The following is a 15853-nucleotide window of genomic DNA, read 5'->3' on the forward strand; positions in this document are numbered from 1 at the left end:
GCGAAAAAAAAGAAGGCTACTTAGCTCAGCTGGTTAGAGCACATCACTCATAATGATGGGGTCACAGGTTCGATTCCCGTAGTAGCCACCATTATTCTTTTTTTTAGCGCGGGAGTGGCGAAATTGGTAGACGCACCAGATTTAGGTTCTGGCGCCGCAAGGTGTGCGAGTTCAAGTCTCGCCTCCCGCACCATTTCCTTATAACGTTGCACGGATGGGGTATCGCCAAGCGGTAAGGCACCGGTTTTTGATACCGGCATTCCCTGGTTCGAATCCAGGTACCCCAGCCAATTTTTTTGACATAGCAGTTTTCGACATAGCACGTTAGTTTTGTGCGCCCTCAGTTGGGGTATCGCCAAGCGGTAAGGCACCGGTTTTTGATACCGGCATTCCCTGGTTCGAATCCAGGTACCCCAGCCAGTCGAAAAAATAGTTTTACAATTTGGCTACTTAGCTCAGCTGGTTAGAGCACATCACTCATAATGATGGGGTCACAGGTTCGATTCCCGTAGTAGCCACCATATTTTTGGGGTATCGCCAAGCGGTAAGGCTCTGGTTTCTGATACCAGCATTCCGAGGTTCGAATCCTCGTACCCCAGCCAAAAAAGAAAAGCTCGCTTCGGCGAGCTTTTTGCTTTTCTGCTTCTGGTAAACATCAGGCAAAAAAAGAGCGGTTACCCGCTCCTCGATATCTCACTCAATCATAAACCTAATGCATACTTCAGCGCCTGACGTTTAAGCACGCCACCGCGCTCAGCCGCCATTAACCCTAAGTTACGGATCACTCGCAGCGGCCCTAAGTTATTGCTGAACCCCGTATAGAACAGGTCCATACCACTCTGCATCAGGAAGTTATCCGCCTGTCTCCGTGTCTGGTAGCGTTTCAGTACTCTCGCATCTGCCCAGTTCTCACCGTAGCTGCGCGCGTTAATCATTACATCCAACAGCGCTTCCACATCGCGATAACCGAGATTCACGCCCTGCCCGGCTAACGGATGAATAGTATGAGCTGCATCGCCAATCAGCGCTAAACCTTGCTGCGTGTAATGCAACGCATGCCGACGAGTCAGAGGAAATGCACCGCTGGCAACGGGCATCACTTTACCTAAACGTTCAGGGAAACTGGCTTCCAGCGCTTTTTGTAACTGTGGCATCGACATATTCTGTAGCTGGCGAATCCGTGCAGGAGAGTCATACCAGACCAGTGAAGCCCAATTATCGAATAACGGTAAAAATGCATGCGGACCAGCAGGCGTAAAATGCTGCCAGGTGCTGTCGCCGGGTGAAGATTCACACTTCACTGTGATTAACATACAGGACTGGCGATATTGCCACGCATGAATGCCTATTCCTGCCCAACGCCGAATCTGCGAATTTGCACCATCTGCACCAATCACCATCGGCACAGTTAAGCTCTGCTGTTCAGCAAATTGTAATCTCCACTGCCCTGCTTCACTGTGCAGACTTGTCAATTGCGCGGGGCACATCAGCGTAACGTTTGGATGGGCCTCTAGCGCCTGCCAAAGCGCAAGCTGCAAAACCTGGTTTTCAACCATATAACCCAGCTCTGGCAATCCGAGCTCGTGCGCATTAAAGCTAACGTGTGCGCTTTCCCACTCCCAGGTTTCAAGTTGGCGATAAGCATGGCAGCGCATTGACCGAACCGCCTGCCACACGCCGAGAGATTTCAGCAGGCCCACTGACGCACTGCTGATGGCCGAGATACGCACATCGGGTTGGCTTGTGGCATCAAAAGCAGCAGGAGCCTGATGTTCAATCACCGCCACCTGAAAACCATTTTGCGCAAGACCCAGAGCGGCTGCCGCTCCGACCATCCCTCCGCCGACTACCGCAACATCTATTGTCTGGTTCAACATGATGATTTTGTCCTTAAATTGTCTATCCTGATTCTACCGGATTTTTACGCAGGTTTCGTAGGCTGGTCACATCAAGGCCAAAGCATTACAATACGCGGCCTGAATTCCTGGCTTTAACTGAGCAATGGCAAGTCGATGACAAAAAAACTCCATATAAAAACCTGGGGCTGTCAGATGAACGAATACGATTCATCGAAGATGGCCGATCTGCTGAACAGCACGCATGGCTATACCCTCACAGATAATCCAAAAGAAGCGGATGTATTGCTGCTTAATACCTGCTCCATACGTGAAAAAGCCCAGGAAAAAGTTTTCCATCTGCTGGGCCGCTGGAAACTCTTAAAGCGAAAAAATCCCGATATCATTATCGGTGTCGGCGGTTGTGTGGCTTCCCAGGAAGGAAAGTTGATTCGTAGCCGAGCGCATTATGTTGATATCGTTTTCGGGCCGCAGACTCTGCACCGCTTGCCCGAAATGATCAACAAAGTTCGTGGTAATCGAAGCCCGATAGTCGACGTCAGTTTCCCGGAAATCGAAAAGTTTGACCGTCTGCCAGAGCCGAAAGCAGATGGCCCGACAGCCTTCGTTTCTATTATGGAAGGCTGCAACAAGTATTGTACTTACTGCGTGGTGCCTTATACCCGTGGTGAAGAAGTGAACCGCCCAGCCGACGACGTGCTATTCGAAATCGCCCAGCTCGCTGCACAAGGTGTACGCGAAGTTAACTTGCTCGGCCAGAACGTTAATGCTTATCGTGGTCCTTCTTTCGATGGCGGTATTTGTTCATTTGCTGAATTGCTGCGACTGGTTGCAGCGATTGACGGTATTGACCGCATTCGCTTCACCACCAGCCATCCAATTGAATTTACTGACGATATCATTGAAGTTTACCGTGATACGCCAGAGCTTGTGAGCTTCCTGCATCTGCCTATTCAGTGCGGTTCCGACCGCGTACTGAACCTGATGGGCCGTACTCATACCGCGCTGGAATATAAATCGATTATTCGCAAGCTACGTGCGGTACGCCCTGATATTCAGATCAGTTCTGATTTTATCGTTGGCTTCCCTGGTGAAACCCAGCAGGATTTTGAGCAAACCATGAAAGTGATTGCTGATGTTAACTTTGACGTCAGTTACAGCTTTGTGTTCTCAGCACGCCCTGGCACGCCTGCCGCCGATATGGTTGACGATGTACCAGAATCAGAGAAATTGCAGCGTCTGTATATTCTGCAAGACCGCATCAACCAACAGGCGATGGAGTACAGCCGCAAGATGGTCGGCACCATTCAACGCGTTTTAGTGGAAGGCACCTCGCGCAGAAACGTAATGGAGCTAACCGGGCGTTCCGAACACAACCGTGGGGTCAATTTTGAAGGCACCCCGGATATGGTCGGTAAGTTTGTGGATGTCGAAATTACGGAAGTTGCAACGAACAACTCACTGCGCGGTAAGGTCGTCCGCACTGAAGATGAGATGGGGCTGCGTATTGCACAGTCTCCAGAATCTGTCATTGCCCGTACCCGTAAAGAAAACGAAATCGGCGTCGGAATTTATCAGCCATAATTCCACCCAATGCCCGAGCGGCTTCGAGATGCAGGTAGGCGGCAATCGAACGAATCCCGATGAGCTTACTCAAGTAAGTGATTCGGGTGAATGAGAGCAGCCAACAACCCTGCATTTTGAAGCAGCTCGGGCATTTTCATTGTTTGCACTTGCATTCTGAATCAGCCACCCAAATATCAAAAACCAGGCTTGCACCATCTGCCCTCGCCGTAAATAATCTTTTTTATGGCCTGCGTTAATGCAGCAATTCCTTCAACTGGCCCAGAGTGACCCCGAGGATAAGTTTGAACATCGAAACACGTGAAATTACGCTAGAACCCGCAGACAATGCGCGTCTGCTAAGCCTGTGTGGCCCATTTGATGACAACATCAAGCAGCTTGAACGTCGGCTGGGTATCGAGATCAACCGTCGCGATTATCACTTCAAGCTCACGGGCCGCCCGATTTTAGTGAATGCCGCTGCAGATATTCTGCGCAATCTGTACGTGGATACCGCGCCGATGCGTGGCGAAATTCAGGATATTTCACCTGAACAAATCCACCTTGCCATAAAAGAGATCCGTGTACTGGAGCAGTCTGCGGAAAGCGTTCCAGAGTACGGTAAAGCGGTAAACATCAAAACTAAACGTGGCGTTATCAAGCCGCGCACACCAAACCAGGCGCAATATATTGCCAATATTCTCGACCATGACATCACTTTTGGCGTTGGCCCTGCGGGTACGGGTAAAACCTATCTTGCGGTTGCCGCCGCCGTTGATGCGCTGGAACGTCAGGATATTCGCCGCATTTTGCTAACCCGCCCGGCGGTGGAAGCCGGTGAAAAACTGGGCTTCCTGCCTGGTGATTTAAGCCAAAAAGTCGATCCTTATTTACGCCCGTTGTATGACGCGTTGTTTGAGATGCTCGGCTTTGAGCGCGTAGAAAAACTGATGGAACGTAATGTGATTGAGGTCGCTCCGCTCGCGTACATGCGTGGCCGTACTCTCAATGATGCTTTCATCATTCTGGATGAAAGCCAGAACACCACCATCGAACAGATGAAGATGTTCCTGACGCGTATTGGCTTCAATTCCAAAGCCGTGATTACCGGCGACGTCACCCAAATCGACTTACCGAAAAATCTAAAATCTGGCCTGCGCCACGCGATTGAAGTGCTGGCAGAGGTCGATGAAATCAGCTTTAACTTCCTTAATAGCGAAGACGTCGTACGCCACCCGGTTGTGGCTCGCATTGTGAATGCCTATGAAGCGTGGGAAAACGCAGAACAGGTTCGTAAAGATGAACTCGCAGCAGAGCGCAAGCGAGAAGCGATGGCGATTAATGCCGCCGCTCAGGAGAGTAAATGAGTCAGGTTATACTGGATTTACAGGTCGCATGTGAAGACGCAAGCGGCTTACCAACGGAAGTACAATTTCAGGCCTGGCTTGATGCGGTCATCCCACAGTTTCAGGAAGAGTCAGAAGTGACGATTCGCCTGGTGGACGACGCTGAAAGCCACGATCTGAATCTCACTTACCGTGGGAAAGATAAATCCACCAATGTGCTTTCGTTCCCGTTTGAAGCCCCTCCAGGCATTGAACTCCCATTATTAGGGGACCTGATTATTTGTCGTCAGGTCGTGGAGAAAGAAGCAAAAGAACAGCAAAAACCGCTGGATGCTCATTGGGCACATATGGTTATCCACGGCAGTCTACATCTGCTTGGCTATGATCATATTGAGGATGAAGAAGCCGAAGAGATGGAATCCCTGGAAACAGAGATAATGCTTGCTCTTGGGTATGCTGATCCGTACATTGCCGAGAAAGAATAGTCTCTGTAGGGATTAACCTACAGAGCAAAGACATACAGGCAGCGTTTCACTAAACTGCCTGTTTATCAGTAACGAACATGAGGCCATAAACCAAACGCCATGAGCGACGACAACTCACAAAACAGTGACACGCCTGCCAGTAAGAAGGGATTCTTTTCCCTGATTCTCAACCAGCTATTCCACGGTGAACCTAAAAACCGTGATGATCTGCTGACACTTATCCGTGATTCTGAGCAAAATGATCTGATCGATCAGGATACCCGCGACATGCTCGAAGGCGTTATGGATATCGCTGACCAACGCGTTCGCGACATCATGATCCCTCGTTCTCAAATGGTAACGCTCAAACACAACCAGACGCTGGACGAATGCCTCGATGTAATCATCGAATCTGCGCACTCCCGCTTCCCGGTGATCAGTGAAGACAAAGATCATATCGAAGGGATTCTGATGGCTAAGGATCTGCTGCCGTTTATGCGCAGCGATACCGAGCCATTTAGCATGGAAAAAGTGTTACGTCAGGCAGTTGTTGTGCCAGAAAGTAAGCGTGTTGACCGCATGCTCAAAGAGTTTCGTCAGCAGCGCTACCACATGGCGATTGTGATTGATGAGTTTGGCGGCGTCTCCGGACTTGTCACCATCGAAGATATTCTCGAACTGATTGTTGGGGAAATTGAAGATGAATACGACGACGAGGAAGACAGCGATTTCCGCCAGCTAAGCCGCCATACCTGGACGGTTCGTGCTTTGGCCTCAATCGAAGATTTCAACGACACTTTTGCTACCCATTTCAATGATGACGAAGTGGATACCATTGGTGGATTAGTCATGCAGGCCTTTGGCCACTTACCTGCCCGTGGCGAAACCATAGAAATTGATGGTTATCAGTTTAAAGTCGCGATGGCAGATAGCCGCCGTGTTATTCAGGTTCATGTCAGAATTCCGGACGACTCGCCACAACCGAAACTGGAAGATTAATTCAAAGATGGCTATAGCCTTACTCCTTCAACGCCAGCGCGTACGCTTGCTGCTGGCGCTGCTTTTTGGTGCCTGCGGAACGCTGGCTTTCTCCCCCTACGATTTTTGGCCTGCCGCGATTATTTCACTGGCAGGGCTTCAGGGACTGACACTGAATCGACGCCCTATTCAGAGCGCCTGGATTGGTTTCTTCTGGGGACTGGGGCTATTTGGCTCAGGCATAAACTGGGTATATGTCAGCATCGCGCAGTTTGGCGGTATGCCAGGCCCGGTGAATGTCTTTTTGGTGGTGTTACTTGCCGCTTATTTATCTTTGTATACCGGTTTGTTTGGTGGCTTCCTCAGCAAACTATGCCCGAAAACCACCTGGTGGCGAGTAGCCATTGCAGCACCAATGTTGTGGCAACTCACTGAGTTTTTGCGCGGTTGGGTATTAACGGGCTTCCCGTGGTTACAGTTTGGTTATAGCCAGATTGATGGTCCACTCAAAGGTATTGCCCCGATCCTCGGCGTCGAAAGTGTCACCTTCTTGCTGATGATTATCAGCGGACTCGTCGTGTATGCACTACACGAACGAAACTGGCGTCCCGCGTTTATTGCCGCCGCATTGCTGCTTCTGCCATGGCCATTACGTTCAATTCAATGGTACCAGGCAGAACCCAAACGCGTTGTTGATGTAGCGATGGTCCAGGGCGATATCCCGCAATCCCTGAAATGGGACGAAAACCAGTTGCTGAATACGCTGAAGATTTATCTTGATAAAACTCAGCCGCAGATGGGGAAATCCCAGCTCATTATCTGGCCTGAGTCCGCAATCCCTGACCTTGAGATAAACCAACAGCAATTCCTGACCATGATGGACGGTCTGATGCGCTCTAAGCACAGCTCGCTGATTACCGGTATTGTTGACGCGCGTTTAAATAAGCAAAACCGTTACGATACCTACAACACTATTATCACGCTCGGTGAGGGCAATCAGTACAACTACAACAGCACCGATCGTTACAACAAGAATCACCTGGTGCCGTTTGGTGAGTTTGTGCCTTTGGAGTCCATCCTCCGCCCGCTGGCACCGTTCTTTGATTTACCCATGTCGTCATTTAGCCGTGGTCCGTATGTACAGCCACAGTTAGAAGCCAACGGCATCAAACTGACCGCGGCAATTTGCTATGAAATTATTCTTGGCGAACAGGTGCGCGATAACTTCCGCCCGGATACCGACTTCTTGCTGACTATTTCAAACGATGCGTGGTTCGGTAAGTCGATTGGCCCGTGGCAGCACTTCCAGATGGCACGAATGCGTTCGCTTGAGCTAGGTCGTCCACTGCTGCGTAGCACCAATAATGGCATTACTGCCGTGATTAATGCTGATGGCGACGTCGATGCGATGATCCCGCAGTTTACTCGCGAGGTGCTGGAAGCGAAGGTCACGCCAACAAGTGGTATCACGCCTTACGCCCGTTTCGGTCATTGGCCACTGTGGTTTGTCACGCTGGTCTTTGGTTTCGCGTCTGTTCTGCTGGCACTGCGTAGTCGCCACAAATCCTGATTCTGCATCATCATAAAAAAGGCCAGCGATTGCTGGCCTTTTTTATTTCTGGCACAACCTTTGCAAACATTTACTCATTAGAAACAAACAAAATGCTGAAGCTAATCCCTATGGGCAGCACGATGCATTGAGTTGCACCAAATAATGACACCGCAAGCACCAAAGTAGTGCAAACAGGTTTTTTTGCCTTTAAACGGTGCGGCATGGTTCGCAAAAATAAACATCTTCTTAGCAAAATCTTTACATTAAGCTAGGTTAAATGTTAACAAAAGACGAAGAATTGAGCTTATTCAGTTGCACACAATAACAAAACAACACTCACATCAGGTATCAATGCCCTGTGGCATTAATAAAAGGAGTTGGTAATGCAATTATGTAAACTGGCCTCGGCTTTGTTGGTTATGGGTTTAGGTGCGGGTATCGCGCACGCTGAAGATGCAAAACCTGCGGCTCAGCAAAGTACTCTTGATAAGATTGCCGCTAATGGCGTTATTGTTGTCGGTCACCGTGAATCCTCCGTCCCATTCTCTTACTACGATAACGAACAAAAAGTTGTGGGTTATTCACAGGCTTATTCCAACGCCATCGTTGAAGCAGTGAAGAAGAAACTCAATAAACCTGACCTTCAGGTTAAATTGATCCCTATTACCTCTCAGAACCGTATTCCATTGCTGCAAAACGGCACTTTCGATTTTGAGTGTGGTTCAACTACCAACAACCTGGAACGCCAAAAACAAGCGTCATTCTCCGACACCATCTTCGTGGTGGGTACGCGTTTGCTGACTAAGAAAGGTGGCGAAATTAAAGACTTTGCTGACCTGAAAGGTAAAGCGGTCGTTGTGACCTCTGGCACCACTTCTGAAGTACTGCTTAACAAGCTGAATGAAGAGAAGAAGATGGATATGCGCATTATCAGCGCCAAAGACCACGGTGACTCTTTCCGCACCCTGGAAAGCGGTCGTGCTGTCGCCTTTATGATGGATGATGCTCTGCTGGCCGGTGAACGTGCTAAAGCGAAGAAACAGGATAACTGGGAAATCGTTGGCACTCCGCAATCACGTGAAGCGTACGGCTGTATGTTGCGTAAAGACGACCCTGACTTTAAGAAGTTGATGGATGACACCATCGCTCAGGTGCAAACGTCAGGTGTTGCCGCTAAGTGGTTTGATAAGTGGTTCATGAACCCAATTCCACCGAAAAATATCAATATGAACTTCGCTTTGTCTGACGACATGAAAGCCCTGTTCAAAGAACCGAATGATAAAGCACTAAACTAATTAGAACCAAGGGCCGGGATGACCCAGCCCTCCCGATTGACGAACTGAAGCTCGGACAGACTATGCGTTGGATGGCCGTTCCCCATCCGGCGTGAAAGTACCCCATAAATCTCAGGCAACGACCTGAAATCCGGGTACAAGCTTCTCATCAATCTTCGAGGGTAGCGCTACTGCTACCCTCATTTTTTTCCTGGAGTATGTTATGTCTATTGACTGGAACTGGGGAATATTTCTACAGCCCGCCCCGTTCGGCAACACAACCTATCTGGGCTGGATTTGGAATGGCTTCCAGGTCACCGTCGCCCTGTCGATCTGCGCATGGATAATCGCCTTCCTTGTCGGCTCATTGTTCGGCATTTTGCGTACGGTTCCTAATAAATGGCTGTCGAGCATGGGCACGCTATATGTCGAACTATTCCGTAATGTGCCTCTTATCGTGCAGTTTTTTACCTGGTATTTAGTGGTGCCGGAATTACTGCCTGAGAACCTCGGCATGTGGTTTAAATCCGAGCTTGACCCGAATATACAGTTCTTCCTGTCGTCGATGATTTGCCTCGGCCTGTTTACCGCCGCGCGAGTCTGTGAGCAGGTTCGTGCCGCTATTCAATCGCTACCGCGTGGACAGAAAAACGCCGCACTGGCGATGGGGCTGACGCTCCCACAAGCCTATCGTTATGTCCTGCTGCCAAACGCCTATCGCGTGATTGTGCCGCCAATGACATCTGAGATGATGAACCTGGTGAAGAACTCGGCCATCGCGTCAACCATTGGTCTGGTCGATATGGCAGCCCAGGCAGGTAAACTGCTGGACTATTCTGCTCATGCCTACGAATCCTTCACGGCCATCACGCTCGCTTATGTGCTGATTAACGCCGTGATTATGCTGGTGATGTATGTGGTCGAACGTAAAATTCGCCTGCCTGGCAACATGGGAGGTAAATGATGTACGATTTTGACTGGACTTCGATTCTTCCCGCCATGCCTTATCTGATCCAGGGGTTGATTATCACCCTGAAAATTACAGTTACTGCAGTGATAATCGGTATTGTGTGGGGAACCTTGCTCGCCGTTATGCGTCTATCGCCAATCAAGCCGATTGCCTGGTTTGCGAGCGCCTACGTCAACGTTTTCCGTTCAATTCCGCTGGTCATGGTGCTGCTGTGGTTTTACCTGGTGGTCCCGGGTTTCTTGCAAAAAGTGTTGGGGCTTTCACCGCAGACGGACATCCGCCTGATTTCAGCGATGGTCGCGTTCTCAATGTTTGAAGCCGCCTACTATTCCGAGATTATTCGCGCCGGTATTCAGAGCATTTCACGCGGGCAGTCCAATGCCGCACTGGCGCTCGGGATGACGCACTGGCAATCAATGAAACTAATTATCCTGCCGCAGGCCTTCCGCGCCATGGTGCCGCTGCTGTTAACGCAGGGCATCGTATTATTCCAAGATACTTCGCTGGTGTATGTTTTGAGCCTGGCTGACTTCTTCCGTACCGCGACAACCATTGGCGAACGTGATGGAACCCAGGTTGAGATGATTCTGTTTGCCGGTCTGGTTTATTTCGTAATCAGTCTTAGCGCCTCGCTGTTGGTCACATACTTGAAGAAAAGGACAGTGTAATGATTTCCCTGAAAAATGTTTCTAAATGGTATGGTCACTTTCAGGTGCTCGCCGACTGCTCAACAGAAGTGAAGAAAGGCGAAGTGGTCGTGGTATGCGGCCCATCCGGCTCCGGAAAATCGACGCTGATTAAAACCGTAAACGGCCTGGAGCCTGTGCAAAAAGGCGAAATTGTTGTTAATGGCACGCAAGTGAATAGCAAAAAAACCAATCTGGCTGAATTGCGCTCGCACGTCGGTATGGTGTTCCAACACTTTGAGCTTTTCCCGCATCTGTCGATTATTGAAAACCTGACGCTGGCGCAAGTGAAAGTGCTCAAACGCAATAAAGAAGAGTCGCGTAAAAAAGGGCTTAAATTGCTTGAGCGCGTGGGGCTGACGGCTCATGCCGATAAATTCCCAGCCCAGCTTTCCGGCGGCCAGCAGCAACGTGTGGCGATCGCGCGCGCGTTGTGTATGGATCCGGTAGCGATGCTGTTTGACGAACCGACCTCAGCACTTGATCCCGAGATGATCAACGAAGTACTGGACGTTATGGTCGAGCTGGCAAATGAAGGGATGACCATGATGGTGGTCACGCACGAAATGGGCTTTGCTCGCAAAGTGGCGAACCGCGTCATCTTTATGGATGAAGGGAAAATTGTCGAAGACTCAAACAAAGAGGACTTCTTCAATAATCCGCAATCGGAACGCGCGAAAGACTTCCTGGCAAAAATCCTGCATTAATCATACGAGAAACCGCGTAATCACTTGCCTTGAAGGTGATTACGCGGGGTATTACTTTACTTCATTGTTTCCTTCAACAACGTATCCTTTAACAACACGGTGACTTTTTGCATCGTCGGACGAACGTCTTTCACGCCCTGACTCTCTTGTTCCTTGAGCCATTTTTCCTGTACTTGCTGATAGTGCGTCGTGTTTTCCCACTGAGCGACTTCATTAGAGGTAAGCTCGCGGACATTCGCACCGTTGTTACGCAAATCTTTGATCATCGCGTCATAGCCACTATCCATCACCGAACCTAAACTTTGGTAAGCTTTTGCCGCCGCGCGTTGGATTGCCTGTTTATCTTCTTCGGCCAGCTTGTCCCACGTGTTTTTATTCATCACCAGCGGGTAAACATGCCCCAGCCACAGATCTTTTGAGATAAGGATATTAGGGGCCGTTTTATGGACGTTGAGTTGATAGCCACTATCCACATTGACCATTAACCCATCCAGACGCCCTGCTTTAAGAGCATCATAAATTGCGTCACCCCATGGCATTGAAACAGGAATTGCCCCGCTGTTTTTTAAGAAGTCCTGATGCCAGAAGCTGGCTGAACGCCATTGAGTCCCTTTGATATCATCAAGATGATTCAAAGGTTTGGTACTGAAGAACGCAACGGGATAACCGGTTGCCAGGAAGATGTTAACGACATTTTGTTTCGTTAATTCAGCCTGGAACTCAGGGATAGTGGCGTAGGCTTTGCGGAAAAACTCGACTTGTTGATCCCCGGTCGGCCCTGTAGGGAAACTTTTGAAAATCTGCTGTAGGGGGAACTCTTTCGGCGTGTATTCAGGCACAACGGTCGCTATATCAGCCACTTTGCCCTCTTTCACCGCCCCCAGAGCATCGTAGCTGCGTGCCAGTTCACTATCCCAGTGTTCTTCTATTTTCAGGCGACCCTGCGATTCCTTCTCAATTTCAGCAAAGAAAACATCCTTAATGAAGCGAGTGCGCATCCCGCCCAGCGGTTCATGATCGGAATATTTCAGGATTTGGGCTGCTGATACCGTGGTCGGTATCAGCAGCGCGGACAGAGCGATAGCTAACATCTTGCCTGACTGCATTGCGGTTCCTTCGCTTTATGGTGGGAATTATGGCTCAAATGGCCGACGACTAAATTGGTTATGCCCACATTTCGGGCAAACAGGCAGCACATCCGGGGTATAAATCGCCAGGTGGAAATGGCAGTTCTCACAGACCAGATTCCCAAGCCCCACTACTTCCCCGCTGTGATACACGCCGTGATGATTCAGGTCCTGAAAGACTTCACGCCACTCAAGTTGAGTTTTGTCAGTGATATCCGCCAGTTCCTGCCAGAGACTTTCCTTAATGACGCGCATAAAAACGCTGTCAGTAAATTCGTTCTGGCTTTCGTTGTAGCTACGCGCAAACTCTTCCAGATCACGGCGGACTGCGCGCGTCACTTCATCAACTTCAGTACGCGTCAGCTCCCCGGTTTCGTTCATGCTTTTGCGCGCACTGGCGACCAGTTCATCAATATCACGCTCACCGTTACGTAATCGCTCGGTGAGTGAGGCCACCAGTTCACGGTAAAATTGAGCAACCTTGTTCATCGTCTGCCTGCCTCCATGAAGAGTTTCCTGCATTCTTAGCTCATGTAACCTGCTCTAATAGTAGACCTTAATCCGCTACCACTTTGTTAGTTTGCACACATGCAGCGTAAATAACTGCAAATGAGAAATGGACATGGCAGCTGTTGAAAGGCTGTTTTGCAGCACTCTTATCGGCTATGCTATGCGGATCTGAAACCTAATACGTTAAAAGCTACAACCTGTAGCTGTCTTTCATCACAGGACCACTGGCTGCCATGCAAGAGCAATATCGCCCGGAAGAGATAGAATCCAACGTACAGCTTCACTGGCAAGAGAAGCGTACTTTTGAAGTAACCGAAGACGAAGGCAAAGAGAAGTATTACTGCCTCTCGATGCTACCCTATCCTTCTGGCCGACTACACATGGGCCACGTACGTAACTACACCATTGGTGACGTTATCGCGCGTTACCAGCGCATGCTGGGCAAAAACGTTCTTCAGCCAATCGGCTGGGATGCGTTCGGTCTGCCCGCTGAAGGGGCTGCGGTAAAAAATAACACCGCCCCGGCACCGTGGACTTACGACAATATCAACTACATGAAGAACCAGCTCAAAACGCTGGGCTTTGGCTATGACTGGAGCCGCGAGCTGGCGACCTGTACCCCGGAATATTACCGTTGGGAACAGCAATTCTTCACTCAGCTGTATAACAAAGGCCTGGTTTACAAAAAAACCTCCGCAGTTAACTGGTGCCCGAACGACCAGACTGTTCTGGCAAACGAGCAGGTAATCGACGGTTGCTGCTGGCGTTGTGATTCCAAAGTTGAGCGTAAAGAGATCCCTCAGTGGTTTATCAAAATCACCGCTTACGCTGACGAACTGTTAAACGATCTGGATACGCTGGATCATTGGCCGGATCAGGTCAAAACCATGCAGCGTAACTGGATTGGCCGCTCTGAAGGCGTTGAGATTACTTTCGACGTTGAAAACAGCGCCGAGAAACTGACGGTTTACACCACTCGCCCTGACACCTTCATGGGTGTGACTTATCTGGCCGTTGCCGCAGGTCACCCAATCGCGCAACAAGCCGCAGTGAATAACCCTGAACTGGCTGCCTTCGTTGATGAATGTCGCAACACCAAAGTTGCCGAAGCTGAAATGGCGACGATGGAGAAGAAAGGCGTTGCTACAGGCGTTAACGCGATTCACCCACTGACGGGCGAAAGCGTGCCAGTTTGGGTCGCAAACTTTGTACTGATGGAATATGGCACCGGTGCGGTGATGGCTGTTCCTGGCCACGACCAGCGCGACTGGGAATTTGCCACCAAGTACGGTCTGCAAATCAAACCGGTCATTCTGAACGCTGACGGCAGCGAGCCAGACCTGTCTGCATCTGCCATGACAGAAAAAGGCGTGTTGTTTAACTCTGGCGAGTTCGACGGGCTGGACTTCCAGAACGGCTTTAACGCTATTGCGGATAAACTCGCAGCAAAAGGCGTGGGTGAGCGCAAAGTTAACTACCGTCTGCGCGACTGGGGTGTTTCCCGTCAGCGTTACTGGGGCGCACCAATTCCGATGGTCACTCTGGAAGACGGCACGGTGATGCCAACCCCGGAAGACCAACTGCCGGTTATCCTGCCAGAAGATGTCGTTATGGACGGTATCACCAGCCCAATTAAAGCTGATCCTGAGTGGGCAAAAACCACCGTTGATGGCATGCCTGCGCTGCGTGAAACTGATACTTTCGACACCTTCATGGAATCTTCCTGGTACTACGCGCGCTACACCTGTCCGCAGTACGACAAAGGAATGCTGGATTCCAAAGCGGCTAACTACTGGCTGCCAGTTGATATTTACATTGGTGGTATCGAACACGCCATCATGCACCTGCTCTACTTCCGCTTCTTCCACAAACTGATGCGCGATGCGGGCATGGTGACGTCTAACGAGCCTGCCAAACAGCTGCTGTGTCAGGGTATGGTTCTGGCAGATGCGTTCTATTACACCGGTGTTAACGGTGAGCGTAACTGGGTTTCCCCAGCTGAAGCGATTGTAGAACGTGACGAGAAAGGCCGTATTATCAAAGCCTCTGACGCACAGGGCAATGAACTGGTCTATGCTGGCATGAGCAAAATGTCGAAGTCGAAAAACAACGGCATCGACCCGCAAGTGATGGTTGAACGCTACGGTGCAGATACCGTTCGCTTGTTTATGATGTTCGCTTCTCCTGCAGACATGACGCTGGAATGGCAGGAATCAGGCGTTGAAGGGGCAAACCGCTTCCTGAAACGTGTCTGGAGACTGGCTTACGAGCACACCAGCCGTGGTGCAGCACCGGCGCTGGATGTTGCCGCGCTGAACGAAGATCAAAAATCATTACGCCGTGATGTTCATAAAACCATCGCGAAAGTGACCGATGATATTGGTCGTCGTCAGACCTTTAACACCGCTATCGCTGCCATCATGGAATTGATGAACAAACTGGCGAAAGCACCGCAGGAAAGCGATCAAGACCGCGCTCTGCTGAACGAAGCGCTGTTAGCTGTTGTACGTATGCTTTATCCGTTTACCCCGCACGCCTGCTTCGATATGTGGCAGTCTCTGGGCGGTGAAGGCGATATCGACAACGCACCATGGCCACAGGCTGATGAATCGGCAATGGTCGAAGACTCGCTGCTGGTAGTGGTACAGGTGAACGGTAAAGTTCGTGGCAAAATCACTGTTCCAGCTGATGCGACGCAAGAACAAGTGCAAGAACGCGCAGGTCAGGAACATCTGGTTGCGAAATATCTTGAGGGTGTGACCGTACGTAAAGTGATTTACGTTCCGGGCAAACTGCTCAACCTGGTTGTGGGCTAAGCGC

At 50.0% G+C, this 15853-nt stretch carries 13 protein-coding genes and 6 tRNA genes; 16 read left to right on the forward strand and 3 right to left on the reverse strand.

Annotated features, from left to right (window positions below; genetic code table 11):
• Nucleotides 1-14 precede the first annotated feature (14 nt).
• The 6 genes from RHD99_RS17625 (at nt 15) to RHD99_RS17650 (ending at nt 602) form a co-directional block, all read left to right on the forward strand.
• Nucleotides 15-91, forward strand: a tRNA-Met gene (locus RHD99_RS17625).
• 17 nt (nt 92-108) lie between these two features.
• Nucleotides 109-193 (forward strand) — tRNA-Leu (locus RHD99_RS17630).
• Between the two features lie 22 nt (nt 194-215).
• Nucleotides 216-290: transfer RNA gene (locus tag RHD99_RS17635), tRNA-Gln, on the forward strand.
• 55 nt (nt 291-345) lie between these two features.
• A tRNA-Gln gene (locus RHD99_RS17640) sits at nt 346-420 on the forward strand.
• 24 nt (nt 421-444) lie between these two features.
• Nucleotides 445-521, forward strand: a tRNA-Met gene (locus tag RHD99_RS17645).
• Nucleotides 522-527: 6 nt separating this feature from the next.
• Nucleotides 528-602 (forward strand) — tRNA-Gln (locus RHD99_RS17650).
• A gap of 99 nt (nt 603-701) precedes the next feature.
• Here RHD99_RS17650 and ubiF read toward each other — a convergent pair.
• Nucleotides 702-1877 (reverse strand): 3-demethoxyubiquinol 3-hydroxylase, encoded by a 1176-nt coding sequence (ubiF, locus tag RHD99_RS17655; RefSeq protein ID WP_309875586.1) that lies wholly within the window; start codon nt 1875-1877, stop codon nt 702-704.
• Between the two features lie 135 nt (nt 1878-2012).
• Here ubiF and miaB point away from each other — a divergent pair, with 135 nt between their 5' ends.
• From miaB to RHD99_RS17700, 9 genes are all read left to right on the forward strand, one after another.
• Entirely contained in the window at nt 2013-3440 is a 1428-nt protein-coding gene (miaB, locus tag RHD99_RS17660) for a tRNA (N6-isopentenyl adenosine(37)-C2)-methylthiotransferase MiaB (protein ID WP_309875588.1), read from the forward strand.
• 284 nt (nt 3441-3724) lie between these two features.
• On the forward strand, nt 3725-4786 hold the full coding sequence (locus tag RHD99_RS17665; protein ID WP_270139782.1) for a PhoH family protein: 1062 nt from the start codon (nt 3725-3727) through the stop codon (nt 4784-4786).
• Complete coding sequence (gene ybeY / locus RHD99_RS17670) at nt 4783-5250, forward strand: rRNA maturation RNase YbeY (protein ID WP_309875592.1); 468 nt, start codon at nt 4783-4785, stop codon at nt 5248-5250. Before RHD99_RS17665 ends, ybeY begins: the two co-directional genes overlap by 4 nt.
• A gap of 99 nt (nt 5251-5349) precedes the next feature.
• On the forward strand, nt 5350-6228 hold the full coding sequence (gene corC, locus RHD99_RS17675; RefSeq protein WP_064548673.1) for a CNNM family magnesium/cobalt transport protein CorC: 879 nt from the start codon (nt 5350-5352) through the stop codon (nt 6226-6228).
• Between the two features lie 7 nt (nt 6229-6235).
• Complete coding sequence (lnt, locus tag RHD99_RS17680) at nt 6236-7777, forward strand: apolipoprotein N-acyltransferase (protein WP_309875594.1); 1542 nt, start codon at nt 6236-6238, stop codon at nt 7775-7777.
• Nucleotides 7778-8142: 365 nt separating this feature from the next.
• Nucleotides 8143-9054 (forward strand): amino acid ABC transporter substrate-binding protein, encoded by a 912-nt coding sequence (locus RHD99_RS17685; protein WP_309875596.1) that lies wholly within the window; start codon nt 8143-8145, stop codon nt 9052-9054.
• A 202-nt stretch (nt 9055-9256) separates the two neighbouring features.
• On the forward strand, nt 9257-9997 hold the full coding sequence (locus RHD99_RS17690) for an amino acid ABC transporter permease (protein ID WP_309875597.1): 741 nt from the start codon (nt 9257-9259) through the stop codon (nt 9995-9997).
• A complete protein-coding gene (gene gltK / locus RHD99_RS17695) occupies nt 9997-10671 on the forward strand; it encodes a glutamate/aspartate ABC transporter permease GltK (RefSeq protein WP_183271434.1) in 675 nt (224 codons plus the stop codon). Before RHD99_RS17690 ends, gltK begins: the two co-directional genes overlap by 1 nt.
• Entirely contained in the window at nt 10671-11396 is a 726-nt protein-coding gene (locus tag RHD99_RS17700) for an amino acid ABC transporter ATP-binding protein (RefSeq protein WP_183271128.1), read from the forward strand. The genes gltK and RHD99_RS17700 overlap by 1 nt, the downstream gene beginning before the upstream one ends.
• Before the next feature lie 56 nt (nt 11397-11452).
• On the opposite strand, the gene dctP is transcribed toward RHD99_RS17700, so the two are convergent.
• Both dctP and RHD99_RS17710 read right to left on the reverse strand, forming a co-directional pair.
• The gene (gene dctP / locus RHD99_RS17705) at nt 11453-12502 is read right to left on the reverse strand and encodes a TRAP transporter substrate-binding protein DctP (RefSeq protein ID WP_309875599.1); all 1050 of its coding nucleotides are present in this window, start codon (nt 12500-12502) and stop codon (nt 11453-11455) included.
• A 27-nt stretch (nt 12503-12529) separates the two neighbouring features.
• A complete protein-coding gene (locus RHD99_RS17710) occupies nt 12530-13012 on the reverse strand; it encodes a zinc ribbon-containing protein (RefSeq protein WP_183271129.1) in 483 nt (160 codons plus the stop codon).
• 254 nt (nt 13013-13266) lie between these two features.
• Here RHD99_RS17710 and leuS point away from each other — a divergent pair, with 254 nt between their 5' ends.
• Nucleotides 13267-15849 carry a leucine--tRNA ligase gene (gene leuS, locus RHD99_RS17715; protein ID WP_309875602.1) on the forward strand — a complete coding sequence of 861 codons (2583 nt, stop codon included), beginning with the start codon at nt 13267-13269 and terminating at the stop codon, nt 15847-15849.
• Nucleotides 15850-15853 lie beyond the last annotated feature (4 nt).

Source organism: Buttiauxella selenatireducens, assembly GCF_031432975.1.
Classification (GTDB): domain Bacteria; phylum Pseudomonadota; class Gammaproteobacteria; order Enterobacterales; family Enterobacteriaceae; genus Buttiauxella; species Buttiauxella selenatireducens.

Coding starts and splice junctions, on each gene's coding strand:
- ubiF (WP_309875586.1), bottom strand. CDS start 1,877: ATGTTGAACCAGACAATAGATGTTGCGGTAGTCGGCGGAGGGATGGTC.
- miaB (WP_309875588.1), top strand. CDS start 2,013: ATGACAAAAAAACTCCATATAAAAACCTGGGGCTGTCAGATGAACGAA.
- ybeY (WP_309875592.1), top strand. CDS start 4,783: ATGAGTCAGGTTATACTGGATTTACAGGTCGCATGTGAAGACGCAAGC.
- corC (WP_064548673.1), top strand. CDS start 5,350: ATGAGCGACGACAACTCACAAAACAGTGACACGCCTGCCAGTAAGAAG.
- lnt (WP_309875594.1), top strand. CDS start 6,236: ATGGCTATAGCCTTACTCCTTCAACGCCAGCGCGTACGCTTGCTGCTG.
- RHD99_RS17685 (WP_309875596.1), top strand. CDS start 8,143: ATGCAATTATGTAAACTGGCCTCGGCTTTGTTGGTTATGGGTTTAGGT.
- RHD99_RS17690 (WP_309875597.1), top strand. CDS start 9,257: ATGTCTATTGACTGGAACTGGGGAATATTTCTACAGCCCGCCCCGTTC.
- gltK (WP_183271434.1), top strand. CDS start 9,997: ATGTACGATTTTGACTGGACTTCGATTCTTCCCGCCATGCCTTATCTG.
- RHD99_RS17700 (WP_183271128.1), top strand. CDS start 10,671: ATGATTTCCCTGAAAAATGTTTCTAAATGGTATGGTCACTTTCAGGTG.
- dctP (WP_309875599.1), bottom strand. CDS start 12,502: ATGCAGTCAGGCAAGATGTTAGCTATCGCTCTGTCCGCGCTGCTGATA.
- RHD99_RS17710 (WP_183271129.1), bottom strand. CDS start 13,012: ATGAACAAGGTTGCTCAATTTTACCGTGAACTGGTGGCCTCACTCACC.
- leuS (WP_309875602.1), top strand. CDS start 13,267: ATGCAAGAGCAATATCGCCCGGAAGAGATAGAATCCAACGTACAGCTT.